Genomic DNA, 26,697 nt, shown 5'->3' on the forward strand with positions numbered 1-26,697 from the left:
CATCCCGTTTCTGCCTTCCGGTATTATCCTCTTCTGTGTCAGAATATCCGTTATCCTTACTTTTTACGGAAATGCCGTGACTTATTCTCAGTCTGAACGACAACAGATCCGTGCACAGATACGCCGCCAGCGACAGGCTCTCAGCCCGCAGCAACAGCAACAGGCTGCACAGCAGGTGGCGGAACGCGCCCTTTCCTTGCCTTTATTAGCACAGGCGAGGAATGTTGCTCTGTTTCTTTCTTTCGACGGTGAGCTGGACACCCGGCCCCTGATCTCCCGGTTATGGCAACGCGGACAGCAGGTTTATCTGCCGGTGTTGCATCCTTTTTCGACAGGGCAGCTGCTGTTTATCCGTTATCTTCCGGATACGCCACTGAACCCTAATCGCTACGGTATCCCTGAACCGTCACTGAACCTGACGGAACTGGCCCCGCTGGATACACTGGACATTATTCTGGTGCCACTGGTGGCCTTTGATGCCCGGGGACAACGGCTGGGGATGGGCGGCGGCTTCTACGACCGGACGTTGCAGCACTGGCAACAACATGGTGTGCTACCGGCTGGCCTGGCGCATTGCTGCCAGCAGGTCCCTGCCCTGCCCACGGAACAGTGGGATATTCCGTTGCCGGTGATCATTACTCCGGAAAAGGTCTGGCAGTGGTAAGTCACGAACGGAATATTCACCGTGCTGACATAAAGAATGCATCCGTTTCCCGTGTATCCGCTCTGCGCTCTGCGCCGGTTCCGCCCGTCATATGCACAGTAGTTTCAGTTGCCGCGTGGCAGCCGGGTTAAGACCCGAAGGCGCGGACCTTAACAATCCCCGCCTGGCACAGGTCCTCGCTGCACCCTCACTTATCACTCCGGCCTGACGGCCCGCCCGGATCCGCCGTCCTGGCTCAGCCGTGATTTCGCCACTGTCTTTCAGTTTTAAAACAAAACCACAATCCGCTTTTCCGCGGATGTTTGCACCGTTGGTCGGGCGACATCGCACCGCTGAGCGAGTGAATGTGGCCAGGACGAGCCGCAGGGACGCGGCGAGAGGTCATGCTGAGCAGGAGCGAATCATGACCGGTCCGTAAAGGACACATGAGTGAGTGAAGGTACCGCGGAGCGGCGGGCAGGCTTGTCGCAAGGCAGGGAGTGCAGAGGGCGCGGCCATGCGCCCTTTGCCCGGTCGCCCGCAGCGGGATGCAGGCAGCAAGCCTTATTACAAAGCGAACGGAATATTCACCGTGCTGATAATAAAAAACGCATCCGGTTTCCCCGGTTATCCGCTCTGAGCAGATTCCGCCCGTCATACGTACAGTAGTTTCAGTTGCCGCGTGGCAGCGGCCGGGTTAAGGCCCGAAGGCGCGGGCCTTAACAATCCCCGCCCGGCGCAGGTCCTCGCTGTCCCCTCACTTATCGCTCCGGCCTGACGGCCCGCACGGATTCGCCGTCCTGGCTCAGCCGTGCTTTCGCCGGCGTCCATGCCGGCTCTGCCTGGCCGTCACTCTGCGTTCGGCGCTGCGGATAGCGCCTCAACACCTTCTATCCGGGCATCGGCACTGTCTTTCGGTTTTAAAACAAAACCATAATTCGCTTTTCCGGTGATGTCTGCACCGGTGGTCGGGCGACATCGCACCGCTGAGCGAGTGAATGTGGCCAGGACGAGCCGCAGGGACGCGGCGAGAGGTCATGCTGAGCAGGAGCGAATCATGACCGGTCCGTAAAGGACACATGAATGAGTGAAGGCACCGCGAAGCGGCGGGCAGGCTTGTAGCAAGGCCGGGAGTGCAGAGGGCGCGGCCATGCGCCCTTTGCACGGTCGCCCGCAGCGGGATGCAGGCAGCAAGCCTTATTACAAAGCGAACGGAATATTCACCGTGCTGATAATAAAAAACGCATCCGGTTTCCCCGGTTATCCGCTCTGAGCAGATTCCGCCCGTCATACGTACAGTAGTTTCAGTTGCCGCGTGGCAGCGGCCGGGTTAAGGCCCGAAGGCGCGGGCCTTAACAATCCCCGCCCGGCGCAGGTCCTCGCTGTACCCTCACTTATCGCTCCGGCCTGACGGCCCGCACGGATTCGCCGTCCTGGCTCAGCCGTGCTTTCGCCGGCGTCCATGCCGGCTCTGCCTGGCCGTCACTCTGCGTTCGGCGCTGCGGATAGCGCCTCAACACCTTCTATCCGGGCATCGGCACTGTCTTTCGGTTTTAAAACAAAACCATAATTCGCTTTTCCGGTGATGTCTGCACCGGTGGTCGGGCGACATCGCACCGCTGAGCAAATGAATGCGTCCAGGACGAGCCGCAGGGACGCGGCGAGAGGTCATGCTGAGCAGGAGCGAATCATGACCGGTCCGTAAAGGACACATGAATGAGTGAAGGTACCGCGCAGCGGCGGGCAGGCTTGTCGCAAGGCCGGGAGTGCAGAGGGCGCGGCCATGCGCCCTTTGCCCGGTCGCCCACGGCGGGGTGCAGGCAGCAGCCTTATTACAAAGCGAACGGAATATTCACCGTACGGAGATAAAAATAACAGATGAGTTTAAACCCCGAAAACCGGCTAACGAAAAGTCTCTCGTTTTTCTCCGTGCCACCCACCCGGTGACTTACCGCGACATCGCACCGCTGAGCGAGGGAATGTGTCCAGGGCGAGCCGCAGGGACGCGGCGAGAGGTCATGCTGAGCAGGAGCGAATCATGACCAGTCCGTAAAGGACACATGAATGAGTGAAGGCACCGCGAAGCGGCGGGCAGGCCTGTCGCAAGGCCGGGAGTGCAGAGGGCGCGGCCATGCGCCCTTTGCCCGGTCGCCCACGGCGGATTACAGGCAGTATGCCTTATTATAAAGCGAACGGAATATTCACCGTGCTGGGATGAAAAACAACGGACGAACTTATTACCCACAAACCAGAGACAAAGATCCCCCGTTTTTCTCCGGGCCACCCACCCGGTGTCTTACCGCGACATCGCACCACTGAACGAGTGAATGTGACCAGGCGCCCTTTGCCCGGTCGCCCGCAGCGGATTACAGGCAGCAAGCCTTATTACAAAGCAAACGGAACACTCACCGTACTGATAATAAAATATCCCGACTATCGCCCTGCCCCCTGTAATCCGGTTACCGGTATTTATCTGTTAATACCGGATGACAGCACCTGATATCGGGTCAACAGCGACAAAAAAGGCGGGTTTCCCCGCCTTTTCAGACTCTGGTGATGAACTTAGTACAGCAGGCGGGCACGCAGCGTGCCCTGAATACCTTTCATCAGTTGCAGCGCTTTATCGGCGACGTCCTGCGGGGCATCGATATCGATAACCACATAACCCATGTACGGCGTGGTCTGCAGATACTGGCCCATAATATTGATGCCCTGCTCGGCAAAAATCTGGTTGATGGCCGTCAGTACGCCCGGACGGTTCTCATGGATATGCAGCAAACGGCTGGCGCTGGCGGCATGGCCTGGCAGAGAAACCTCAGGGAAGTTTACCGCTGACAACGTTGAACCGTTATCAGAGTATTTAATCAGCTTACCGGACACTTCTACGCCAATATTCTCCTGCGCTTCTTCGGTGGAACCACCGATATGCGGCGTCAGGATAACATTGTCGAACTCACACAGTGGCGAGACAAAAGGATCACTGTTGCTGGCCGGTTCCTGCGGATAAACATCGATAGCAGCACCACTCAGATGCTTGCTTGCCAGCGCGTCACACAGCGCCGGAATATCAATCACCGTTCCGCGGGAGGCATTGATCAGCAGACCGCCTTTTTTCATTGCCGCCAGTTGTTCAACCCCGATCATATTTTGTGTGTTCGGGGTTTCCGGCACATGCAGGGTGACCACATCGCTCATCCCCAGCAAATCATTCAGATGTTTTACCTGCGTCGCATTACCTAACGGGAGCTTATCTTCCACATCGTAGAAGAAAACATGCATCCCCAGGCTTTCAGCCAGCACACCCAGCTGCATGCCGATATGGCCGTAACCAATGATACCCAGTTTTTTACCACGGGCTTCAAACGAACCCTTGGCATTTTTGTTCCAGATCCCACGGTGTGCCTTGGCATTCGCTTCCGGAATACCGCGTAACAACAGCAGCAATTCACCAATCACCAGTTCAGCAACAGAGCGGGTGTTAGAGAACGGCGCATTGAAGACCGGGATACCGCGTTTTGCCGCCGCATCAAGGTCAACCTGATTAGTCCCGATGCAGAAGCACCCTACCGCCACTAATTTTTCTGCGGCCGCAAACACTTCTTCGGTCAGGTGGGTACGGGAGCGGATCCCGACAAAGTGTGCATCGCGAATCGACTCTTTCAGGGATTCGGTATCCAGTGCACCTTTATGAAATTCAATATTGGTATAGCCCGCTGCACGAAGATTATCCAGCGCTGTCTGATGAACACCTTCCACCAGCAGAAACTTAATTTTGTCTTTTTCCAGTGATACCTTTGCCATTGCCCGACCTTATGGTTGACGATATTGAGACGAATATAAGTATTTCTTCTGTCAACATAACAAAATTTCCGCTACGGGCAACAGAAAACCGCTCCCGGTTTCAGGCTGCCCGCACGACGGTTTCAGCAGATTTCGATAAAAAGAAAACGATTACGTCTGCAGGAAAGCAGAATTTATCAACTGCTGTTTTAAATGTGATATAAATCACTAAAATAAACTCAAAAAAAAGACGTCTCTCAGACGCCTTTCTTCAATGTGATCACACCATCTTCTGTACCAATCAGCGCAACATCAGCCCCTCTGGCCGCAAATAGCCCGACCGTCACTACACCCGGTAATGCATTGATTTTACGCTCAAGCTCCGCCGGATTGACAATGCTGAGGTTGTAAACGTCAAGAATAATATTCCCGTTATCTGTTACCACATGCTGTCGATATTCCGGTAACCCACCCATTTTCACCAGTTCCCTGGCAACATACGCCCTGGCCATCGGAATAACCTCGACCGGTAATGGGAAATGCCCCAGAACATCCACCTGTTTGCTGGCATCGGCGATGCAGATAAACTGCTCTGCCACCGCGGCGATGATTTTCTCGCGGGTGAGCGCAGCGCCGCCACCTTTAATCATCTGCATTTGCGGGTTGATTTCATCTGCACCATCTACATACACCGATAACTGATCGACATTATTCAGGTCGATGACCGGGATACCGCAGGCCAGCAATTTTGCCGTCGAATCTTCAGAACTGGATACAGCCCCTTCAATGTCATGCTTCATGGTGGCTAGTGCATCAATAAAATGAGCAACGGTACTGCCGGTACCCACACCTACTACCGCTCCGGGACGGACATACTTCAGTGCTGCCTGACCCACTGCTTTTTTTAATTCATCACGGCTCATGATATGTTAAACCTGTACGCTCTGTTCGTCAGCGTAGTATAAAACAAGCAAAAGAAAAAAAACCTACTCTTGCTGGCAAGTTCCCATGTTTTATAAAACCGTCAGCAAAATTACGGAGATACTATCTTAGTGCGCGTCAGTGAACTTAACCGGGGATATGTTTTCCCTGCAGCCGAGAGAAAACACCCATGAAACGCCCGGATTACCGAACCCTTCAGGCCCTGGATGCAGTGATACGAGAGCGGGGTTTTGAACGCGCTGCACAAAAGTTATGCATTACCCAGTCAGCTGTTTCACAGCGTATTAAACAGCTGGAGAATCTTTTTGGTCAGCCCCTGCTGGTCCGTACTGTTCCTCCCCGCCCCACCGAGCAGGGTCAGAAGTTACTGGCGTTACTGCATCAGGTAGAGATGCTGGAAGAGCAGTGGCTGGCGGACGAATCGGGCGGCAGTACACCGCTACTGCTGTCTATCGCAGTTAACGCCGACAGCCTGGCAACCTGGTTACTGCCGGCTCTGAAAGATGTGCTGGCCGACTCACCGGTACGACTTAACCTGCAGGTAGAAGATGAAAGCAGGACACAGGAACGTCTGCGCCGCGGTGAGGTTGTAGGAGCGGTGAGTATTCAGCCTCAGGCATTACCGAGTTGCCTCGTGGACCAATTAGGGGCTCTGGATTATCTGTTTGTCGCCTCCCCCGAATTTGCCAGCCGCTATTTCCCGAACGGGGTGACACGGAATGCATTACTGAAAGCCCCTGCGGTCGCCTTTGACCATCTGGATGATATGCATCAGGCCTTTCTGCAGCAGTATTTTGATCTGCCGCCGGGCAGTGTACCCTGCCATATCGTCAACTCTTCCGAAGCCTTTGTTCAGCTAGCCAGACAAAGTTCTGTCTGCTGTATGATCCCGCATCTGCAGATTGGCAACGAACTGGCGAGAGGGGAACTGGTCGACCTGACTCCCGGCCTGTACCAGCGGCGGATGCTGTACTGGCACCGGTTTGCGCCGGAGAGTCGTTTAATGCGTCGTGTCACCGATGCCCTGCTGGAACACGGGCACCGGGTATTACGACAGGGAGAGTATCCGGCTGATGCCGGTGCGTTCTGAAGGCCTTACCTGTTCAGGGCTGGTTTTCCGGCTCTGCAACCGGCGTAACGGCAGGCTTTGATGGCGGGAACAGTTCAAAGACGACATTCACATTGTCATCAAAGCTGATGCTTTGCTGCTCGTAGGTTTGCTGCGGTGTGGTATCGGCATTGGCCTTCGCCAGACTGTACATCCGCATCACCGGACGGGCAGAGGTATCTTCGGTATGGTACTGAATACTCCATACCGGCCCCAGTCGGGTATTAAACCCTTTCGCCAGTGCACTCGCCTGTGAGATTGCATCTTTAATCGCTTCATCCCGGGCCTGCTGCTGATAGCGCTGCGGCTGACTGACTCCCGGACTGACCGAACGAATTTCATTCAGCCCTGCTTTTAATGCACCGTCCAGCAAGGTATTCAGTTTGTCTATCTGCCGGACCGTAACCGTCACCTGGCGCAATGCCTGATAGCCGGTCAGCTGGGGTTTGCCCTGTTTACTGTAATCATATTGAGGCTGCGTACTGATATTGGCTGCATCAATGTCTTTTTTCACTACTCCCTGCTGCTGCAGATAATCAAAGTATTGTGCTACCCGATCATCAACACGTTTTTTCGCTTCCGCCGCCTGCCTGGCTGTCTGCTCAACAACAATCGTCAGAGTCGCCATATCCGGCTTTACCTCAACCGAGGCATGGCCGGAGGTACTGATATGTGGCTGGTCGGGTACATCAGCCGCCATAACAGGCAGTGCCGACAGACTGCCTGCCAGTGCAACAGATATCACCATTGGGTAAAGTTTCACAGCGTCTCTCCCGGAAAGTTAACTATAAGATGTGGCCGAACTATAGCCAATTGGATTCAGGTGGCAGGGAAAAGTTCGCTATCCGACAAAGCTTTACACAGAGTCTCTGAGCATATAAACCCCGTCTTCAAATAGCCGGAATGCCAGAAAGAACATCATTAGCGCGACCAGTAAATTGATGACCTGTCGTGTACGTGGACGCCGTAACCAGGGAGATAATGTCCCGGCAAGCAGTGCCAGTGCATAAAACCAGACGACAGATGCGGTAATGGCTCCGGCAGCAAACCAGACACGCTCTTCTCCCGGCACCTGACTCCCCAGGCTTCCCAGCACAACAAAGGTATCCAGGTAGACATGCGGGTTCAGCCAGGTGACCGCGAATAACGTCATCAGTAATTTCATACGCTGACGACCCGCGGGTTGCCGTTCACTTTCTGCCGGTACCGGTCTGAATACCTGACGAAAAGTGCCCCAGCCGTACCAGAGTAAAAATGCACAACCCGCCCAGGTGATGCACTGTAATGCCAGCGCAGAATGCTGTAACAAAGCACTGCCGCCAAAAATACCTGATCCGATCAGTACAACATCACTGAGCATACAGAAGCTGGCTGCCATCAACGCATACTGACGCAATATTCCCTGATTAAGTATTAATGTATTCTGGGGACCTAGCGGCAGAATAAGCGCCGCACCAAGGGTAATTCCTTGTAAATAGAACAACATAAGTATTCCTCCGCAAATTTAAGTGCAGAGTCTGGCGAGTTTCCACCGGAAAATGAAATGGAAAGAACTTATCAGCAATTAGTAAAACTTATGCGGGGAGGGATAGCGGAAGCGGCCTGTCTGTGCGGAACACAGACAGGCCGGGGAATTACTCTGCAGCGTCTGCTTTGACTGGCGCCTGGTTGTACAGATGCACATCCATTTGCGGATATGGCAGACCAATTTTATTGGCATCCAATGCGCGTTTAAAGGCTGCCATCAGATCCCAATAAGTCTGGGTCTGATCATTGTACGTTGTCCAGCAACGAACAACGACATTCAGGCTCGAAGCGCCCATTTCGTTCAATGCAACAACGACAGGCTTATCTTTAACGACACGGGATTCAGCTTCAACCACTTTACGCAGAACAGAAAAAACCTCATCGATATCAGAGTCATAAGAGACACCAATGATAAACTGGCTGCGGCTTAATGGCTCGCGGCTGTAGTTAGTGATTTTACCGGAGATAATGCTGCCGTTAGGGACGACAACCATATTGCCATCACTGGTTCTCAGCGTGGTAGAGAAAATCTGGACACTCAGTACGGTGCCCGATGCCCCCCCGATATCCACAAATTCACCGACACGGAAAGGGCGTAAGGTTACCAGCAGTACACCAGCAGCAAAGTTCGACAGTGAACCTTGCAGAGCCAGGCCCACGGCCAGACCTACGGCACCCAACACGGCGATCACCGAGGCGGTTTGTACGCCGACACGGCTCAGTGCAGCGATGACGGTAAATGCGATAATGACATAACGTAAAAGGACCGACAGAAAGTCAGCAACGGTCTGATCAATGCTACGGGCGCGCAGCACTTTGTTTAAACCATTAGACACCACACGGGCGACAATGAAACCGACAAAGAGAATGGCAATTGCTGCTGCAACATTTACCGCATAACTCAGCAATAGGTCCTGATTGCGTGCCAGCCAACTGCCGGCATTGTGGAGGCTTCCCACAACATTTAAGTCTTGCATTTAATAATCCTGTAATAAAAATTCCTGAGTGAAACGAACAGAGCCTGCCACTCCGACAGCTCCGCACAAGGGTAAACAATAAATGGCAGAATGCCAAATTCGTATTGGGGGATTTTTTATCAGGGTGGTGAGTGTTCGGTTCATCTGTCGTTTTTTAATCAGCACGGTGAATATTCCGTTCGCTTTGTAATAAGGCTTGCTGCCTGCATCCCGCTGCGGGCGACCGGGGAATTTTTGTCTCAGGTTTGTGGGTAATAAGTTTGTCCGTTGTTTTTCATCTCAGCACGGTGAATATTCCGTTCGCCTTGCATTAAGGCTTGCTGCCTGCACCCCGCTGCGGGCGACCGGGCAAAGGGCGCATGGCCGCGCCCTCTGCACTCCCGGCCTTGCGACAGGCCTGCCCGCCGCTTCGCGGTGCCTTCACTCACTCATGTGTCCTTTACGGACCGGTCATGATTCGCTCCTGCTCAGCATGACCTCTCGCCGCGTCCCTGCGGCTCGTCCTGGCCACATTCACTCGCTCAGCGGTGCGATGTCGCCCGACCCACGGTGCAAGCATCAGACAAGAAGACATTTTCCGTATTTTAAAAGACTAAACACGGGGACTACTGCCCGGAGAGCAGGTTTTGGGGCGCTATCCGCAGCGCCGAGCGCAGAGTGACGGCCAGGCAGAGCCGGCATGGACGCCGGCGAAAGCACGGCTGAGCCAGGACGGCGGATCCGGGCGGGCCGTCAGGCCGGAGCGATAAGTGAGGGTACAGCGAGGACCTGCGCCAGGCGCGGATTGTTAAGGCCCGCGCCTTCGGGCCTTAACCCGGCCGCCGCCATGCGGCAACTGAAACTACTGTGCATATGACGGGCGGAACCAGCTCAGAGTGGATAACCGGGGAAACCGGATGCGTTTTTTATTATCAGCACGGTGAATATTCCGTTCGCTTTTGTGTCAGGCATGCTGCCTGTAATCCGCCGCAGGCGACCGGGCAAAGGGCGCATGGCCGCGCCCTCTGCACTCCCTGCCCTGCGACAGGCCTGCCCGCCGCTTCGCGGTACTTTCACTCATTCATGTGTCCTTTACGGACCGGTCATGATTCGCTCCTGCTCAGCATGACCTCTCGCCGCGTCCCTGCGGCTCGTCCTGGCCACATTCACTCGCTCAGCGGTGCGATGTCGCCCGACCAACAGTGCTAAATCTTGTATTAAGCGGATTGTGGTTTTGTATTAAAACCGGAAAACAGTGGCGATGCCTGGATAGCAGGTTTTGGGGCGCTATCCGCAGCGCCGAACGCAGAGTGACGGCCAGGCTGAGCCGGCAGGGACGCCGGCGAAAGCACGGCTGAGCCAGGACGGCGGATCCGGGCGGGCCGTCAGGCCGGAGCGATAAGTGAGGGGACAGCGAGGACCTGCGCCAGGCGCGGATTGTTAAGGCCCGCGCCTTCGGGCCTTAACCCGGCCGCCGCCATGCGGCAACTGAAACTACTTCACGTATGACGGGCGGAACCTGCTCAGAGCGGATACACGGGAAACAGGATAATTTGTTTGTGTCAGCTCGGTGAATATTCCGTTCGCCTTGCTGCAAGGCACTCAGCCTGACACGATGGCAATAAAAAAGGCCCGCTATGATGCGGGCCTCTTTCCCCTCAGTGGGGCTTACAGACGATCAATCGCATTCAGCTCATGGAATGCCTGTTCCAGGCGAACTACCATTGAGCTCTGCGCTGCACGCAGCCAGGCACGTGGATCATAGTATTTTTTGTTCGGTTTATCGTCACCCTCAGGGTTGCCCAACTGAGACTGCAGATAACCTTCGTTCTTTTTGTAGTACTGCAGAATACCGTCCCAGGTCGCCCATTGGGTATCGGTATCGATATTCATTTTGATCACGCCATAGCCGATAGCTTCTTTGATCTCTTCAGCAGAAGAACCGGAGCCTCCGTGGAAAACAAAGTTCAGCGCGTTGTGCGGCAGGCCATGTTTTTCGCTGACATAATCCTGTGAATTACGCAGAATTTTTGGCGTCAGCTGAACATTACCAGGTTTGTACACCCCATGCACGTTACCGAAAGAAGCTGCGATAGTGAAATTAGGGCTGATCTCGTTCAGTTTACGGTATGCGTAATCAACATCTTCAGGCTGGGTATACAGAGCTGAGTTATCGAGGTGCGAGTTATCAACGCCGTCTTCTTCACCGCCGGTACAACCCAGTTCGATTTCCAGAGTCATACCCATTTTCGCCATGCGAGCCAGGTATTTGCTGCTGATTTCGATGTTTTCTTCCAGTGACTGTTCTGACAGGTCGATCATGTGAGAAGAGAACAGAGGCTTACCGGTTTTGGCGAAATGCGCTTCACCGGCATCCAGCAGACCGTCGATCCATGGCAGCAGTTTTTTGGCACAGTGGTCAGTGTGCAGAATAACCGGTACACCGTACGCTTCAGCCATCAGATGCACATGGTGTGCACCCGCGATAGCACCCATGATAGCCGCAGCCTGCGGTTTGTCAGACTTATAGCCTTTACCGGCAATAAATGCAGCACCACCGTTAGAGAACTGAACAATTACCGGCGCTTTCACTTTCGCCGCAGTTTCCAGTACCGCATTGATGGAGTCGCTGCCGACACAGTTTACTGCAGGCAGTGCAAAATGATTCTCTTTAGCGACCTGGAAGATTTTCTGAACATCTTCGCCAGTAACTACACCAGGTTTTACGAAATCAAAAATTTTAGACATGACATTGTCCTGTTTCGTTGGCCGTAAACGGATGCCCGTTAGCCGGGCTAAACTCGATGCGCCCGGCCCCTGCCGGGTACACCGTCGCAGAATTACTGTTTTGCACGCTCTTCAAGCATGGCAACTGCCGGTAATTTTTTACCTTCAACAAATTCGAGGAAAGCACCACCGCCGGTAGAGATATAAGAAATTTTATCTTCGATACCGAACAAATCGATGGCCGCCAGCGTATCACCGCCACCTGCAACAGAGAATGCTTCGCTGTCTGCAATGGCATTAGCAACGATTTCGGTGCCTTTACGGAAGTTAGGGAATTCAAATACCCCTACCGGACCATTCCACAAGATCGTCTTCGCGCCTTTCAGGATAGCGGCCATTGCCTGTGCCGTTTCGTCGCCAAAGTCCATGATCTCTTCATCATCACGAATTTCGTTAACTTTTTTCACGGTTGCAGGTGCCGTTTCAGAGAATTCAGTACCTACGCGGGAGTCCGTCGGTACCGGGATCCCATGTTGATCACGCAGTTTTTTCGCCGCTTCCACGAAGTCCGGCTCATACAGTGATTTACCGACATTGTTGTCAATAGCCACAAAAGTATTTGCGATACCCCCGCCGACAATCACGGTATCCGCAATGCCCACCAGTGACTGCAGGACATCAAACTTCGTTGAAACTTTAGACCCACCCACCACAGCAACCATCGGACGTGCCGGGTTGCTCATCGCTTTACCTAATGCTTCCAGCTCTGCGGATAACAGCGGGCCGGCACACGCGATAGGGGCGAATTTGCCTACACCGTGGGTAGAGGCCTGAGCACGGTGCGCGGTACCAAAAGCATCCATCACAAAAACATCACACAGTGCGGCATATTTCTTCGCCAGCACTTCGTCATCTTTTTTCTCGCCTTTGTTGAAACGGACGTTTTCCAGCACAACCAGTTCGCCGCTTTCCACAGATACGCCGTCCAGATAGTCTTTTGCCAACGTGACATTGGTACCGTTCAGTTTATCTTTCAGGTAATTCACCACCGGCAGCAAAGAAAACTCTTCGTTATATTCGCCTTCTACCGGGCGACCGAGGTGAGAGGTCACCATGACTTTAGCACCTTGCTTCAGTGCAGATTCAATGGTCGGTAATGATGCACGGATACGGGCATCTGACGTAACTTTTCCGTCTTTCACCGGTACGTTCAAGTCAGCACGAATCAGTACACGTTTACCTGCAAGATCCAGATCGGTCATTTTAATTACAGACATGGTGAATCCTCTTATTGATTCTCGTAAGTTTGTCAGGCGCTATCACGCCTTACCTGAAATTACCTGCAGACATTGCTAAGGTGGTGTCCAGCATCCGGTTAGCAAAGCCCCATTCGTTATCGCACCACACCAGGGTTTTCACCAGGTGCTGACCACTGACCCGTGTCTGAGTACCATCGACGATGGCACTGTGCGGATCGTGGTTAAAATCAACAGAAACCAAGGGTAGTTCGGTATAGTCGACTATACCACGAAATATTCCCTGTGCTCCGTTTTGCAAAACCTCGTTAACTTTGGCCGCAGTCACCGGTATTTCCAGGGTAACACTGAGGTCGATAGCCGTCACATTGATCACCGGCACCCTCACGGCAATAGCCTCAAACCGATCCGCAAACTGAGGAAATATCCGCGTGATCCCGGCCGCCAGTTTGGTGTCTACCGGTATGATCGACTGGCTGGCTGCCCGGGTCCGGCGCAAATCGGTATGATAGGCATCCAGAACCTGTTGATCATGCATGGATGAATGGATAGTCGTGACGGTACCCGATACAATCCTGAAGGCATCATCCAGTAGTTTAATCACCGGGATGATACAATTTGTGGTACAGGACGCATTTGAGACTATCCGGTCGCTTTCTTTCAGTTCATGGTGGTTCACACCATACACCACGGTCGCATCCAGAGAATTCCCGCCCGGGTGTGAAAACAGCACTTTTTTAGCACCGGCTGCAAGGTGTGCCTCGCCATCCGCTCGGCTGCCATAGTGCCCGGTGCAGTCCAGTACAATATCAACGTCCAGTTCCCGCCAGGGAAGAGAGGCTATCTGAGGCTGATGTAACAGGCGGATAGGATCACGCCCTACCCGTAGCACATCCTCTTCCAGCCGTACCTCATAAGCAAAGCGACCATGCGTGGTGTCATATTTCAGAAGATGGGCAATCCCTTCATTGTCGGCCAGTTCATTAATGGCTACGACTGAAATATCCGTATGCCGGCCGCTTTCGTACAGTGCGCGCAATACGCTACGGCCAATACGTCCAAAACCATTAATCGCAATTCTCAGGGTCATGTCACTACCATTATTTCTGTGCCGGTGGTTACGGAATACAGCGATCCCTGTCACCTCAACGCGTTAGCGCAACGACAGACCGAACACTATTGCCGCTACAGAACCCCAACTGAAACGCTTCAGCTGAGAATAAATCATGCGATGTCACACGGGAATGACTGAGATCAACTGCAATTCTAATTATTCGATCAAACTCACATTTTTAACTGTCAGCTGTGCATAAAAAGCACATCTCAGTTCATCTTTCCCGTTCCGTAACCTGAAAAAAAAGCATGGCAGTTTCCCGCCATGCTGTTCACTTACAGACCTGTCAAAGGACCGGATTACAGCAGAGCGTTAGCTTTCGCCACTACATTCTCTACGGTGAAGCCGAACTCTTTAAACAGCAGATCCGCCGGCGCTGACTCACCGAAGCTGGTCATACCGACAATTGCACCGTTCAGGCCGGTATATTTGTACCAGAAGTCAGCGATAGCTGCCTCGATAGCCACACGGGCGGTGACTGCCGCCGGCAGTACCGATTCACGGTAAGCCGCATCCTGCTTATCAAAGGCATCCGTTGACGGCATCGAAACAACACGGACTTTACGGCCCTGTCCGCTCAGCTGCTCTGCCGCCGCGACGGCCAGAGAGACTTCCGAACCGGTGGCAATCAGGATCAGTTCCGGCTGGCCGTCACAGTCTTTCAGTACATATCCGCCGCGGGCCACGTTCGCCAGCTGCTCTGCACTGCGTGGTTGCTGCGCCAGGTTCTGACGGGAGAAGATCAGTGCGGTCGGGCCGTCCTGACGTTCGATAGCGTATTTCCAGGCCACCGCAGATTCCACCTGGTCACACGGACGCCAGGTGCTCATGTTCGGAGTCGTACGCAGGCTGGCCAGCTGCTCGACCGGCTGGTGAGTCGGACCGTCTTCACCCAGACCGATAGAGTCATGGGTATAGACCAGCACCTGACGGATTTTCATCAGGGCTGCCATACGCGCAGCATTACGTGCATATTCCACAAACATCAGGAAGGTTGCGGTGTAAGGCAGGAAGCCACCATGCAGGGAGATACCGTTCGCCACCGCGGTCATACCGAATTCACGCACACCGTAATGGATATAGTTACCTGCGGCATCCTCGTTAATCGGTTTAGAGCCGGACCACATTGTCAGGTTGCTCGGGGCCAGGTCCGCTGAACCGCCCAGGTATTCCGGCAGCAGTTTACCGAACGCTTCAATGGCATTCTGTGAGGCTTTACGGCTGGCGATGTTCGCCGGGTTTGCCTGCAGTTGTTCGATATATTTCAGTGACTCTTCCTGCCAGTTTTGCGGCAGTTTGTCACGGGTACGACGAACAAATTCCTGAGCCAGCGCCGGGAAAGCCTGCTGGTAGGCAGCAAATTTCTTATCCCACGCCTGCTCTTTCTCAGAACCGGCATTTTTGGCATCCCAGGCCGCATAAATATCGTCAGGGATTTCAAACGGTGCGTAGTTCCAGCCCAGTTGTTTACGGGTCAGTGCAATTTCCTCGTCACCCAGCGGGGCGCCGTGAGAATCGTGGGTGCCGGCTTTGTTCGGCGAACCGAAACCGATCACGGTTTTGCAAATCAGCAGTGACGGTTTGTCGGTCACGCTGCGTGCTTCTTCCACCGCACGGCGGATAGCGTCATGGTCGTGGCCGTCGATACCGCGGATCACATGCCAGTTATAGGCTTCGAAACGCATACCGGTGTCGTCGGTAAACCAGCCATCGGTGTGACCATCGATGGAAATGCCGTTGTCGTCATAGAAAGCGATCAGTTTACCCAGTTTCAGGGTACCGGCCAGTGAACAGGCCTCGTGAGAGATCCCTTCCATCATGCAGCCATCACCCATAAACGCGTAGGTGTAGTGGTCGACGATATCGTGGCCCGGACGGTTAAACTGGGCAGCCAGTGTGCGCTCAGCAATGGCAAAACCGACCGCATTGGCAATGCCCTGTCCCAGCGGCCCGGTGGTGGTTTCCACGCCCGGGGTGTAACCGTATTCCGGGTGGCCCGGGGTACGGGAATGGAGCTGGCGGAAGTTTTCCAGTTCCTGAATCGGCAGATCATACCCGGTGAGGTGCAGCAGGCTGTAAATCAGCATGGAACCGTGGCCGTTAGACAGGACAAAACGGTCACGATCGGCCCAGGACGGGTTCTGCGGGTTATGGTTCAGGAAATCACGCCATAACACTTCGGCAATATCAGCCATGCCCATCGGGGCACCCGGGTGACCGGATTTGGCTTTTTGTACGGCATCCATACTGAGGGCACGAATGGCATTCGCGAGTTCTTTATGAGAGGGCATGCTTAAACTCCAGATCGGATAATGGCCTTCCCTTTACCAATGCATTGAAAATCAACAATTAACAGGCAAGGCGGAAAAACAGTCGTCCTTCAATGTACATGAAAAACGGGGCAAAAGTATATGCTATGACGGGCGAATTGTGCGACCCGGAGGGCTGGCTGGCTGGGATAAACCCTCAGAGTGTTTACCGGAAGCGGTGATCGCAAAAGATTATGCTACCCCCTTGCGGGGAAAGACAATTTTCCTTGTCCGTAAGCACCGTTTTTTAGTGGGGAACAGGGGTGGGTGCTTTTTGAACAGAAAGGATAAAAAAACCGGCAGTCCTGACGGTTCTGCCGGTGTACCTGAGCGAATGTCAGGAATTAGCTTTTGAAGATGCTGGCGACCAGAGAGCCCAGGTCAGGCGAACTGTTAGTGCCTGTGGCTTCCGGATGAACTTCACCTTGCGGAGAAATTTTATCCATCAGTTCCGGCAGGATTTTAGACAGAACGCCGGAGGCACCGTCAACGTCGGTCCCCAGTTTGCCGGCCAGAGACTCTAAGTCCTGGCTGCTGAGTGCTGACTTAATGTCATCACTGCTGACAGACTGATTCGCGCCATTGCTCAGCCAGGTCGACAGGATTTCGCCCAGTCCGCCCTGCTGGAATTTCTGGATCAGAACTTCCACACCGCCCTGCTCCTGTACCCAGTTCCAGACAGCCTGTAACTGCCCCAGATTATTTTGCTGCCCGCCGGTCAGGGAACCGACCAGATCATCCAGTAAACCCATGATATTCTCCTCTTAAATCCGTATCAGGTAACTTACCCCTGATACGGTCTCCGATACAAGTAATTACGCTTTGTTGGCGGCCTGAACATGTAACATATCTAAAGCCAGCGTCGCCGCCGCCAGCGAAGTCAGGTCCGCATGATCATAGCCTGGCGCGACTTCCACCAGATCCATGCCCACGATATTCATACCCTGCAGACCACGGATCAGCTTCGTCGCCTTGTCAGACGTCAGCCCGCCAATCACCGGCGTTCCGGTGCCCGGTGCGTGCGCCGGATCCAGGCAATCGATATCAAAGGTCAGATAAACCGGCAGATCACCGACAGTTTTTTTGATTTCCGCCAGGATGGATCCCACAGACTGATCATTGACCCATGCCGCATCCAACACATTGAAGCCCAGATTTTTGTCATATTCGGTACGGATACCAATCTGTACCGAGTGATCCGGGTCAATCAGCCCTTCATTCGGGGCATGGTAGAACATGGTACCGTGGTCAAAGGTCGGCCCGTTTGAATAGGTATCGGTATGCGCATCAAAATGTACCAGAGCCATCTTACCGAAATGCTTCGCATGGGCGCGCAGCAGCGGCAGGGAGATGTAGTGGTCGCCGCCGAAGGTCAGCATACGTTTGCCGTTAGCCAGTAATTTTTCGGCATGTTCCTGTAAGCGGGTCGACATGTCCTGGGAATCACCAAATGCATAGACCAGGTCACCGCAATCAACGACGTTCAGACGCTCACGCAGGTCAAAATCCCACGGCCAGCGACACCCTTCCCAGGCCAGGTTGGTCGAGACCTGGCGAATGGCTCCGGGGCCTAAACGGCTGCCGGGACGACCGGATGTCGCCGCATCGAAAGGAACGCCAGTGATCACCCACTCAGCATCGCTGTCATACGGCTGAAAGTTCAGCGGGAACCGCATAAAGCCAAAGGCATTTGACACCAGGGAGTTGTCATACTGATTACCCAGGGTATGGTACATATCTCTTCCTCTTTCATTCCGGTGAACGGATCACCGGCATCAGATATTCAGCTATCCGCTCAGGTATAGACGAAAAAAAACCCTTGTGTGTCGTTAAACCCGACGCACAAGGGTATTTGCGGATTATGATATTTCGCTGCCACCTCTGCAATGATTATCCGTGCGTAGTGATAACCGTCAGACAGGGCAGACGTTGTTACTCGTCTTCCAGGTAGGTATACCCGTAAAGACCACTTTCAAATTCCGACAGGAACTGATCACGTAATTCTTCTTCGATATCGCTGGCTTTCACCTGTTTCTGGAACAGTTCCAGCAATTCACGCGGATTCAGCTGTACGTATTCCAGCATATCAGCCACGGTATCGCCTGTATCGGACAGTTCCACATCCACTGAACCGTCATCAAAGGCATACACGTTAACCGCTTCAGTATCACCGAACAGGTTATGCATATTGCCCAGAATTTCCTGATACGCACCGACCATAAAGAAGCCCAGCATCGGCGGATTTTGCGGATCATATTCCGGCATAGGCATGGTGGTGGCAATACCATCACCGTCGACATAGTGATCGATGGTGCCATCAGAGTCACAGGTAATATCCAGCAGGACGGCACGACGTTCCGGAGACTTATTCAGCCCTTCCAGCGGCAGTACCGGGAACAACTGGTCGATCCCCCAGGCATCCGGCATGGACTGGAACAGTGAGAAGTTGACGTAGATCTTATCTGCCATCCGCTCCTGTAATTCGTCAATGATCGGACGATGTGCACGGTTGCTCGGGTCCAGGTGCTGGCGGGTATAATGGCAGATGCTCAGGTACAACTGCTCAGCCCAGGCACGCTGGGTCAGGCTGTAGGTGCCGGCCGAATATCCGGTGTGGATATCAGACAGGTCCATCTGACTGTCATGCAACCATTCACGCAGGGAGCGGCGAACATTCGGTTCATGCATCTCCTGCCAGGTTTCCCACAGGCTGATAATCGGACGAGGTGAGTCTTCCGCCGGGGCCTGAGGAGTAGTAAATTCATTGCGCTCCACACCGATGATGTTAGACACCAGAACCGTATGGTGTGCTGTTACCGCACGCCCTGATTCCGTGATCACGGTCGGATGCTCCAGCCCATGTTCGTCACAGGCATCACCGATCGCCCAGATAACATTATTGGCGTATTCATTCAGGCCGTAGTTAACCGAACAATCTGACTGGGAACGGGTACCTTCGTAATCAACGCCGAGGCCGCCGCCGACATCAAAACATTTGATGTTTACGCCGAGTTTCGCCAGCTCTACATAAAAACGTGCTGACTCGCGAACCCCGGTAGAGATATCCCGGATATTGGCCATCTGGGAGCCAAGATGGAAATGCAGCAGTTGCAGGCTGTCCAGACGACCGGCATTACGCATGATATCCACCAGCTGCAGTACCTGAGTTGCCGACAGACCAAACTTCGATTTTTCGCCGCCGCTCGACTGCCATTTACCTGATCCCTGAGACGCCAGACGCGCACGGATCCCCAAACGCGGTGTTACGTTCAGGCGCTCAGCTTCTTCGAGAACCAGACGAACTTCGGTCATTTTCTCAATAACCAGATACACCTTATGGCCCAGTTTTTCGCCGATTAACGCCAGACGAATGTATTCACGGTCTTTATAACCGTTACAGACAATCACCGAACGTGTCTGACCCGCGTGAGCCAGTACTGCCATCAGTTCGGCCTTGGAGCCGGCTTCCAGCCCCAGCGGCTCGCCGGAATTGATCAGTGACTCGATAACGCGCTTGTGCTGATTGACCTTGATGGGATACACCAGGAAATAATCGCCACGGTAGCCAAACGATTCACGGGCACGGCGGAACGCTTCGTTGATTGAGCGCAGGCGATGTTGCAGGATCTGCGGAAAACAAAACAGCGCCGGCAGACGCTGCCCCTGAGCTTCACGCTCTTTGACCAGTTTTGCCAGATCAACCCTGACCTCCGGCTTATCCGGATTCGGGCACACACTGATATGACCCAGTTCATTGACGTCATAATAGTTGTTGCCCCACCAGGCGATGTTATAGGTTTTTAACATCCGGCTGGCGTCAGAATTAGTGATTGCGACTTCCTGCATTGAGCGCAATTCCCCATGTTCGCCTGCTGACGAACCCTTAATAGTCTTCATGTCGTCAGACATTGCGAACCTCTATTTTAGATTGAAAAGTGAAACGGCTGATTTCCCGCATGGAGAAACGTCTCCTGATCGGATTGGCAATTTCATCCATCAGGTATAGCACAGAGTCAGGATGAACGATGGCATTAATAGGATCACTGGCCTGAGTTACGAGGGAGAGAAAATCTCCGGTAACACAGAGAACAGGCCCGGCCTGCGTACGGCATTCAGCCAGCACAGGAGTCAGGATCAACAGGGCAAAAAGGATAACGTCGTCGGGACAGTATGAAGGTCACTGCATAAATCGCAGAAAAAAAAGAGTAAGAACTCAGCGCATCAGAACAGAGCGAAGAACCATCAAAAATTGTATAGGCCTGGTTCATTAGTCTTGTCACCTCCACATATGCTGTCTGCATACGGAAAACGGTCAGAGGGTGAAGGTCAGAAACGGGTATTCCTGACACTATTGCCGCATCAATACGCGCCGCCACAGGGCGGTGTTCCCCGGGGGAACAGCAGCCGCTGTTTATACCGCCCACCGCCCTAAAAAGCAAAGAAATTATCTCAAAATCAGTACGCTGTCCGCATAAGTTTACAAGCCTGAAAGCGTTAATAATAAAAAAGGGCTGGAATTTACACGGAGGTGTGACCTAAAATAGACGTCCGGATGGTTTTCCGTCTAATAAATCTCCATCTGCACTCATTAGTCACCAGGCAGTGTCATACCAGCCTGTGTCGAAAGGCACACCCTGTACCGCTCACGGCTTTGTCTGAAGAAGCGAAACTGAGCACTGCTGATGTTCGCTATGCTGTAGAATTGAAACCATAGAGTAAGGTAAAGAACAAATGGCAAAACACTTATTTACATCCGAGTCCGTATCAGAAGGGCATCCCGATAAAATTGCTGATCAGATCTCTGATGCAGTGCTGGATGCCATCCTTGAACAAGATCCTAAAGCTCGCGTAGCTTGCGAAACCTATGTCAAAACAGGCATGGTGCTGGTCGGCGGTGAAGTGACTACCAGTGCATGGGTCGATATCGAAGATATCACCCGTCAGACCGTCCGTGATATCGGTTATGTTCATTCAGATATGGGCTTCGATGCGAACTCCTGTGCAGTACTGAGTGCAATCGGTAAACAGTCTCCGGATATCAACCAGGGTGTTGACCGTGCCGACCCGCTGGAACAGGGTGCCGGTGACCAGGGCCTGATGTTCGGTTATGCCACCAACGAAACCGATGTGCTGATGCCAGCTCCGGTGACCTACGCACACCGTCTGGTGCAGCGTCAGTCCGAAGTCCGTAAAGATGGCACGCTGCCATGGTTACGCCCGGATGCAAAAAGCCAGGTCACTTTCCAGTACGACGATGGAAAAATTGTCGGTATCGATGCCGTGGTTCTGTCCACTCAGCACGCTGAAGACATTGGTCAAAAAGAGCTGCAGGAAGCGGTGATGGAAACCATCATCAAACCTGTGCTGCCGGAAGAGTGGCTGACCAGCGCAACCAAATACTTTATCAACCCGACCGGTCGTTTTGTTATCGGCGGTCCTATGGGTGACTGTGGTTTAACCGGTCGTAAAATTATCGTCGATACCTACGGCGGTATGGCGCGTCACGGTGGTGGGGCGTTCTCAGGTAAAGATCCGTCAAAAGTTGACCGTTCTGCGGCCTATGCTGCCCGCTATGTGGCGAAAAACATCGTCGCCGCCGGCCTGGCTGACCGTTGTGAAATCCAGGTCTCTTATGCTATCGGTGTGGCTGAGCCGACCTCTATCATGGTAGAAACCTTCGGTACCGGTAAAGTGCCTACCGAGCAACTGACCCTGCTGGTACGTGAATTCTTCGACCTGCGTCCATACGGTCTGATTCAGATGCTGGATCTGCTGCACCCGATTTACCGTGAGACTGCGGCCTATGGTCACTTTGGCCGTGAGCACTTCCCATGGGAAAAAACCGACAAAGCTGAAGCCCTGCGCGAAGCTGCCGGTCTGTAATGCTTTTGACAGGGCAGAGTTCTGCCCTGTCTCTTCTCAGTTCTGCACACACTCCCCCCCTGAACTCATCGCTATTGCGGAATTTATGGTTACCCCTCATCCACGCATCTCAGCAAAATATTTGTTAAAAATCTTTTGTGGTAACGGTTACATTTGAAAGCGACTATCAATCCCGGATTTTTCAGGCTATAACAATTTATATTCATCGTGAAAAATAGGTTGCTTTGGGTTCCGGCAGCGGGATTATAATCCGGAAATTTTTTTCTGTCCGGGTTTACATCAGCCCTGGTACAGAAAGTGAGTTATCTGAATTAAATATTTCTTTCAGCAGGTTATGTTATGTAATCGATTACATCACTGTGATCTTGCTCACTGACAGATCCGGAAGTTTTTTTTAACATTACTACAATAATGATAGTTAACAGCGGAGGCTAAACATGCCTGGCAACACACACAAACGCAGAACGTCAAACAAGATGATGACATTCTTCGTCTGCTTTCTTGCTGCACTTGCAGGATTATTGTTCGGGCTGGATATCGGTGTTATTGCCGGTGCCCTGCCTTTCATCGCGAAAGATTTCAATGTCACCCCTCATCAGCAGGAGTGGATTGTCAGCTCCATGATGTTTGGTGCCGCCATCGGAGCCATCGGTAGCGGCTGGATGTCTTCACAACTGGGCCGTAAAAAAAGTCTGATGGCCGGTGCAATTTTATTTGTTGCCGGTTCTCTGTGCTCTGCGTTTGCTGCCAACCCGGAAATCCTGATTGCAGCCCGTGTACTGCTGGGTCTGGCGGTGGGGATTGCCTCTTATACCGCACCACTTTATTTGTCGGAAATCGCACCTGAGAAAATCAGGGGCAGCATGATTTCACTGTATCAGCTGATGATCACCATCGGTATTCTCGGGGCTTATCTGTCCGATACTGCGCTGAGTTACAGCGGCGCATGGCGCTGGATGCTGGGTGTCATTACTATCCCTGCATTATTGCTGCTGGTCGGTGTGATGTTCCTGCCGAACAGCCCCCGCTGGCTGGCGGCCAAAGGGAATTTCCATGATGCCAAACGGGTGCTGGATCGTCTGCGTGACACCAGTGAACAGGCGAAGCGTGAGCTGGATGAGATCCGTGAAAGTCTGAAAGTTAAGCAGACTGGCTGGGCGCTGTTCAAAACCAACAGTAACTTCCGTCGTGCGGTGTATCTTGGCGTTCTGTTACAGGTCATGCAGCAGTTCACCGGTATGAACGTTATCATGTACTACGCACCTAAAATCTTTGAAATTGCCGGGTTTACCGACACTAATCAACAGATGTGGGGCACTGTAATTGTTGGCCTGATTAACGTTCTGTCGACCTTTATTGCCATCGGCCTGGTTGACCGCTGGGGTCGTAAACCGACGCTGATCCTTGGCTTTATCGTGATGGCTGCCGGTATGGGTATCCTTGGCGGTATGCTGCACTTCGGTATTCATTCTGTCGGGGCGCAGTACTTCGCGATTGCTATGCTGCTGATGTTTATCATTGGTTTTGCAATGAGCGCCGGTCCGTTGATTTGGGTACTGTGTTCTGAAATTCAGCCGCTGAAAGGCCGCGATTTCGGGATCACCGTCTCGACCACCACTAACTGGATTGCCAATATGATTGTCGGTGCCACCTTCCTGACCCTGCTTAACTCGCTGGGTAATGCACCGACCTTTGGCTTGTACGCCTTACTGAACCTGTTCTTCATTGTGCTCACACTGTGGCTTATCCCGGAAACGAAGAACGTTTCTCTGGAACACATCGAACGCAATCTGATGCAGGGCAAAAAGCTGCGTACCATCGGTCAGAAAGACTAATCTGCACCGCTCCCTCCCGGGCAACGTTACCGTTACCCGGGAGGTTTTCCCCCTTCCCGTCCCGCCGATTGAAATCTCCCCGCACAGCGATTATGCTGCCGCTATGAAAACTCCCCGTCTGCCTATTGCTCTTCAGCAAGCTGTTATGCGCTCTTTACGTGAAAATCTGGCGCTTGCAAACCGCACGCTTGAGAAAAACTATGCTGAGCCCGCTCTCCTCTATCAGCAACGGGGTACTATTGCCGGAACGGCCTGGCTGCAGCAGTGGGAAATTCGTTTAAATCCGGTGCTGTTGCTGGAAAATCAGCAGGCTTTTATCGATGATGTCGTTCCTCATGAACTGGCCCATCTGCTGGTCTGGAAAGAGTTTGGCCGGGTGGCGCCTCATGGTAAAGAATGGAAGTGGATGATGGAAACGGTACTGGGTGTCAGCGCCCGGCGGACACATCAGTTTAATACCGGTTCGCTTCAGAAAACCTTTGCCTATACCTGCCCATGCCGCCAGCACCAGCTGACCGTACGCCGGCATAACCGGGTGCTGCGTGGAGAAACACGTTACCGGTGTACCCATTGTGGCAATGACTTACGTGCGGTACCGCAGCGTGACTGATCACACTTTTCTCCCCTGAGCAGGGAGGCTATGACATAATCCTGCGGGTCTCTGCTGAGCTGTTACTGCACTAAAAAATAGCGGACAGCAGTTGACGTTATCTTCACAGGCAGAGACACTGACTATTATTTTTTATTACTGGCTGTCCGCCCGGCGACAGCCCTGAACTGGCAGATTTTTCATGCGCGTACCCCGCATCTATCACCCTGAACATGTAGTAAGTCATAGCGAAATAGAGTTAAGCGAAGAAGCCGCAAACCATGTCGGTCGTGTGCTGCGGATGACCTCCGGTCAGTTACTGGATATTTTCGACGGCAGTAATCAGGTCTTCAGTGCCACCATTACGCATGCGGATAAGAAAAGAGTCAGAGTACAACTGGCTGAAGGTGTCACCGATAACCGTGAATCACCACTTTCTCTGCATCTCGGGCAGGTAATTTCCCGCGGTGAGAAAATGGAGTTTACTATCCAGAAATCCATTGAACTGGGGGTGAACTGCATTACTCCGCTGCTCTCCGAACGTTGCGGTGTCCGGCTGGATGCGGAACGTCTGGAGAAAAAACGTCAGCAGTGGCAGAAAATTGCCATTGCTGCCTGTGAACAATCGGGCAGAAACCGGATACCGGAAATTCGTCCGGTCATGTCACTGAGTGACTGGTGTGCAGAACAGGAAGACGGACTGAAGCTGAATCTTCATCCGCGAGCTACCCAAAGTATTAATACCCTCCCCTTGCCGGTGAGCCACGTACGCCTGCTGATTGGACCTGAGGGAGGTCTGAGTACGGATGAGATAGCAATGGCCGCGGATCAGGGATTCACCGATATACTGCTTGGCCCGCGAGTGCTGAGAACAGAGACCGCCGCATTAAGCGTTATCACTGCACTACAGGTCCGGTTTGGTGACCTGGGCTGAGACAAAGATTTACCGGCACCTGCGGTAAAACCTCCGGGAGCCTGAACCGGTAATATCCGTTAATGATAAGGTAGTCACTGCTGCCTTCCGAGGAGAGAAGAATGATTAAGCTTGGCATAGTGATGGACCCTATTGCGGACATCAATATTAAAAAAGATACCAGCTTCGCAATGCTGCTGGAAGCGCAGCGCCGGGGTTACGAAATTCATTATATGGAGATGAATGACCTGCACCTGCGCGGTGGCGTTGCTTCTGCACGAACCCGCCTGTTAACGGTTGAGCAGAACTTTGACGGCTGGTATCAGTTTGGCAGTGAGCAGGAAGTCCCGCTGGCGGATCTGGATGTGATCCTGATGCGTAAGGATCCACCGTTCGATACCGAATTTATCTATGCCACTTATATTCTGGAAAGAGCGGAAGAGCTCGGGACCCTGGTGGTCAATAAACCCGGCAGCCTGCGTGACTGTAACGAAAAGCTGTTCACCGCCTGGTTTGCCGAACTGACCCCGGATACGCTGGTCACCCGCAGCCAGGAAAAACTGCGCGAATTCTGGCAGGAACATGGCGATATCATCATGAAACCTCTGGATGGCATGGGCGGGACCTCCATTTTCCGTGTGAAACAGGATGATCCTAACTTTTCAGTGATCTGTGAGGCGCTAACGCATAATGCCACCACCTTCTGTATGGCTCAGAACTATTTACCTGCCATTAAAGAAGGGGATAAGCGTGTGCTGGTCGTTGATGGTGAGCCGGTACCTTACTGTCTGGCCCGCATTCCGAAATCCGGTGAAACCCGCGGTAATCTGGCAGCCGGTGGACGTGGCGAAGCACGGCCATTAAGTGAAAGCGACTGGGCGATTGCCCGAAAAGTGGCTCCGGTACTGAAAGAGAAAGGTCTGATTTTTGTCGGCCTGGACATTATCGGTGATCGTCTCACTGAAATTAATGTCACCAGTCCGACCTGTGTACGTGAAATTGAGGCTGCATTCCCCATTTCTGTCACCGGCATGCTGATGGATGCTATTGAAAAACGTCTGGCACGCTAACCTGTCGCCACACGCTTACCGGCAGCCCGGGGCTGCCGGAGACTT

General features: G+C 53.1%; 19 protein-coding genes. 7 read left to right on the plus strand and 12 right to left on the minus strand.

What is annotated here, in order from left to right; genetic code table 11:
* Positions 1–76: 76 nt before the first annotated feature.
* Positions 77–664 (plus strand): 5-formyltetrahydrofolate cyclo-ligase, encoded by a 588-nt coding sequence (locus CG67_RS09560; RefSeq protein ID WP_025902724.1) that lies wholly within the window; start codon positions 77–79, stop codon positions 662–664.
* 2,541 nt (positions 665–3,205) lie between these two features.
* Here the strand turns inward: CG67_RS09560 and serA are convergent.
* Complete coding sequence (serA, locus tag CG67_RS09565; RefSeq protein ID WP_025902725.1) at positions 3,206–4,444, minus strand: phosphoglycerate dehydrogenase; 1,239 nt, start codon at positions 4,442–4,444, stop codon at positions 3,206–3,208.
* Positions 4,445–4,680: 236 nt separating this feature from the next.
* Positions 4,681–5,346, minus strand: a complete 666-nt coding sequence (gene rpiA / locus CG67_RS09570) for a ribose-5-phosphate isomerase RpiA (protein ID WP_025902726.1) — start codon at positions 5,344–5,346, stop codon at positions 4,681–4,683.
* A gap of 188 nt (positions 5,347–5,534) precedes the next feature.
* Between rpiA and CG67_RS09575 the strand changes: the two genes are divergently transcribed.
* Complete coding sequence (locus tag CG67_RS09575; RefSeq protein WP_025902727.1) at positions 5,535–6,455, plus strand: LysR family transcriptional regulator ArgP; 921 nt, start codon at positions 5,535–5,537, stop codon at positions 6,453–6,455.
* Between the two features lie 13 nt (positions 6,456–6,468).
* On the opposite strand, the gene CG67_RS09580 is transcribed toward CG67_RS09575, so the two are convergent.
* The 10 genes from CG67_RS09580 to speA form a co-directional block, all read right to left on the minus strand.
* Positions 6,469–7,236 carry an oxidative stress defense protein gene (locus CG67_RS09580; RefSeq protein WP_025902728.1) on the minus strand — a complete coding sequence of 256 codons (768 nt, stop codon included), beginning with the start codon at positions 7,234–7,236 and terminating at the stop codon, positions 6,469–6,471.
* A gap of 93 nt (positions 7,237–7,329) precedes the next feature.
* A complete protein-coding gene (locus CG67_RS09585) occupies positions 7,330–7,959 on the minus strand; it encodes a LysE family transporter (RefSeq protein WP_025902729.1) in 630 nt (209 codons plus the stop codon).
* 148 nt (positions 7,960–8,107) lie between these two features.
* Positions 8,108–8,977 (minus strand): small-conductance mechanosensitive channel MscS, encoded by an 870-nt coding sequence (mscS, locus tag CG67_RS09590; protein ID WP_025902730.1) that lies wholly within the window; start codon positions 8,975–8,977, stop codon positions 8,108–8,110.
* 1,647 nt (positions 8,978–10,624) lie between these two features.
* Positions 10,625–11,704, minus strand: coding sequence for a class II fructose-bisphosphate aldolase (gene fbaA / locus CG67_RS09595; RefSeq protein ID WP_025902731.1), 1,080 nt, complete (start codon positions 11,702–11,704; stop codon positions 10,625–10,627).
* A gap of 92 nt (positions 11,705–11,796) precedes the next feature.
* Positions 11,797–12,960, minus strand: coding sequence for a phosphoglycerate kinase (gene pgk, locus CG67_RS09600; protein WP_025902732.1), 1,164 nt, complete (start codon positions 12,958–12,960; stop codon positions 11,797–11,799).
* Positions 12,961–13,009: 49 nt separating this feature from the next.
* Positions 13,010–14,029, minus strand: coding sequence for an erythrose-4-phosphate dehydrogenase (gene epd / locus CG67_RS09605; RefSeq protein WP_025902733.1), 1,020 nt, complete (start codon positions 14,027–14,029; stop codon positions 13,010–13,012).
* Between the two features lie 323 nt (positions 14,030–14,352).
* Entirely contained in the window at positions 14,353–16,344 is a 1,992-nt protein-coding gene (tkt, locus tag CG67_RS09610; protein ID WP_025902734.1) for a transketolase, read from the minus strand.
* A 362-nt stretch (positions 16,345–16,706) separates the two neighbouring features.
* Positions 16,707–17,114 (minus strand): YidB family protein, encoded by a 408-nt coding sequence (locus CG67_RS09615; RefSeq protein ID WP_025902735.1) that lies wholly within the window; start codon positions 17,112–17,114, stop codon positions 16,707–16,709.
* A gap of 63 nt (positions 17,115–17,177) precedes the next feature.
* Positions 17,178–18,098 (minus strand): agmatinase, encoded by a 921-nt coding sequence (gene speB / locus CG67_RS09620; protein ID WP_025902736.1) that lies wholly within the window; start codon positions 18,096–18,098, stop codon positions 17,178–17,180.
* 196 nt (positions 18,099–18,294) lie between these two features.
* Positions 18,295–20,271 (minus strand): biosynthetic arginine decarboxylase, encoded by a 1,977-nt coding sequence (speA, locus tag CG67_RS09625; protein ID WP_038011803.1) that lies wholly within the window; start codon positions 20,269–20,271, stop codon positions 18,295–18,297.
* An 822-nt stretch (positions 20,272–21,093) separates the two neighbouring features.
* Here speA and metK point away from each other — a divergent pair.
* The 5 genes from metK to gshB all read left to right on the plus strand — a co-directional run bounded on the left by metK (position 21,094) and on the right by gshB (position 26,652).
* Positions 21,094–22,245, plus strand: a complete 1,152-nt coding sequence (gene metK, locus CG67_RS09630; protein WP_025902738.1) for a methionine adenosyltransferase — start codon at positions 21,094–21,096, stop codon at positions 22,243–22,245.
* A 437-nt stretch (positions 22,246–22,682) separates the two neighbouring features.
* The gene (locus CG67_RS09635; RefSeq protein ID WP_025902739.1) at positions 22,683–24,080 is read left to right on the plus strand and encodes a sugar porter family MFS transporter; all 1,398 of its coding nucleotides are present in this window, start codon (positions 22,683–22,685) and stop codon (positions 24,078–24,080) included.
* 103 nt (positions 24,081–24,183) lie between these two features.
* On the plus strand, positions 24,184–24,690 hold the full coding sequence (locus tag CG67_RS09640) for a SprT family zinc-dependent metalloprotease (protein ID WP_025902740.1): 507 nt from the start codon (positions 24,184–24,186) through the stop codon (positions 24,688–24,690).
* Between the two features lie 181 nt (positions 24,691–24,871).
* Positions 24,872–25,603 (plus strand): 16S rRNA (uracil(1498)-N(3))-methyltransferase, encoded by a 732-nt coding sequence (gene rsmE, locus CG67_RS09645; RefSeq protein WP_025902741.1) that lies wholly within the window; start codon positions 24,872–24,874, stop codon positions 25,601–25,603.
* Between the two features lie 101 nt (positions 25,604–25,704).
* Entirely contained in the window at positions 25,705–26,652 is a 948-nt protein-coding gene (gene gshB / locus CG67_RS09650) for a glutathione synthase (protein WP_025902742.1), read from the plus strand.
* Positions 26,653–26,697: the final 45 nt, after the last annotated feature.

The sequence above is a fragment of the Tatumella sp. UCD-D_suzukii genome (assembly GCF_000611875.2).
GTDB classification, from domain to species: domain Bacteria; phylum Pseudomonadota; class Gammaproteobacteria; order Enterobacterales; family Enterobacteriaceae; genus Tatumella; species Tatumella ptyseos.

Excerpts from the sequence above, each read along its gene's own strand:
- serA (WP_025902725.1), bottom strand. The coding sequence starts at position 4,444 with ATGGCAAAGGTATCACTGGAAAAAGACAAAATTAAGTTTCTGCTGGTG.
- rpiA (WP_025902726.1), bottom strand. The coding sequence starts at position 5,346 with ATGAGCCGTGATGAATTAAAAAAAGCAGTGGGTCAGGCAGCACTGAAG.
- CG67_RS09575 (WP_025902727.1), top strand. The coding sequence starts at position 5,535 with ATGAAACGCCCGGATTACCGAACCCTTCAGGCCCTGGATGCAGTGATA.
- CG67_RS09585 (WP_025902729.1), bottom strand. The coding sequence starts at position 7,959 with ATGTTGTTCTATTTACAAGGAATTACCCTTGGTGCGGCGCTTATTCTG.
- mscS (WP_025902730.1), bottom strand. The coding sequence starts at position 8,977 with ATGCAAGACTTAAATGTTGTGGGAAGCCTCCACAATGCCGGCAGTTGG.
- fbaA (WP_025902731.1), bottom strand. The coding sequence starts at position 11,704 with ATGTCTAAAATTTTTGATTTCGTAAAACCTGGTGTAGTTACTGGCGAA.
- pgk (WP_025902732.1), bottom strand. The coding sequence starts at position 12,960 with ATGTCTGTAATTAAAATGACCGATCTGGATCTTGCAGGTAAACGTGTA.
- epd (WP_025902733.1), bottom strand. The coding sequence starts at position 14,029 with ATGACCCTGAGAATTGCGATTAATGGTTTTGGACGTATTGGCCGTAGC.
- tkt (WP_025902734.1), bottom strand. The coding sequence starts at position 16,344 with ATGCCCTCTCATAAAGAACTCGCGAATGCCATTCGTGCCCTCAGTATG.
- CG67_RS09615 (WP_025902735.1), bottom strand. The coding sequence starts at position 17,114 with ATGGGTTTACTGGATGATCTGGTCGGTTCCCTGACCGGCGGGCAGCAA.
- speB (WP_025902736.1), bottom strand. The coding sequence starts at position 18,098 with ATGTACCATACCCTGGGTAATCAGTATGACAACTCCCTGGTGTCAAAT.
- speA (WP_038011803.1), bottom strand. The coding sequence starts at position 20,271 with ATGTCTGACGACATGAAGACTATTAAGGGTTCGTCAGCAGGCGAACAT.
- metK (WP_025902738.1), top strand. The coding sequence starts at position 21,094 with ATGGCAAAACACTTATTTACATCCGAGTCCGTATCAGAAGGGCATCCC.
- CG67_RS09635 (WP_025902739.1), top strand. The coding sequence starts at position 22,683 with ATGCCTGGCAACACACACAAACGCAGAACGTCAAACAAGATGATGACA.
- CG67_RS09640 (WP_025902740.1), top strand. The coding sequence starts at position 24,184 with ATGAAAACTCCCCGTCTGCCTATTGCTCTTCAGCAAGCTGTTATGCGC.
- rsmE (WP_025902741.1), top strand. The coding sequence starts at position 24,872 with ATGCGCGTACCCCGCATCTATCACCCTGAACATGTAGTAAGTCATAGC.
- gshB (WP_025902742.1), top strand. The coding sequence starts at position 25,705 with ATGATTAAGCTTGGCATAGTGATGGACCCTATTGCGGACATCAATATT.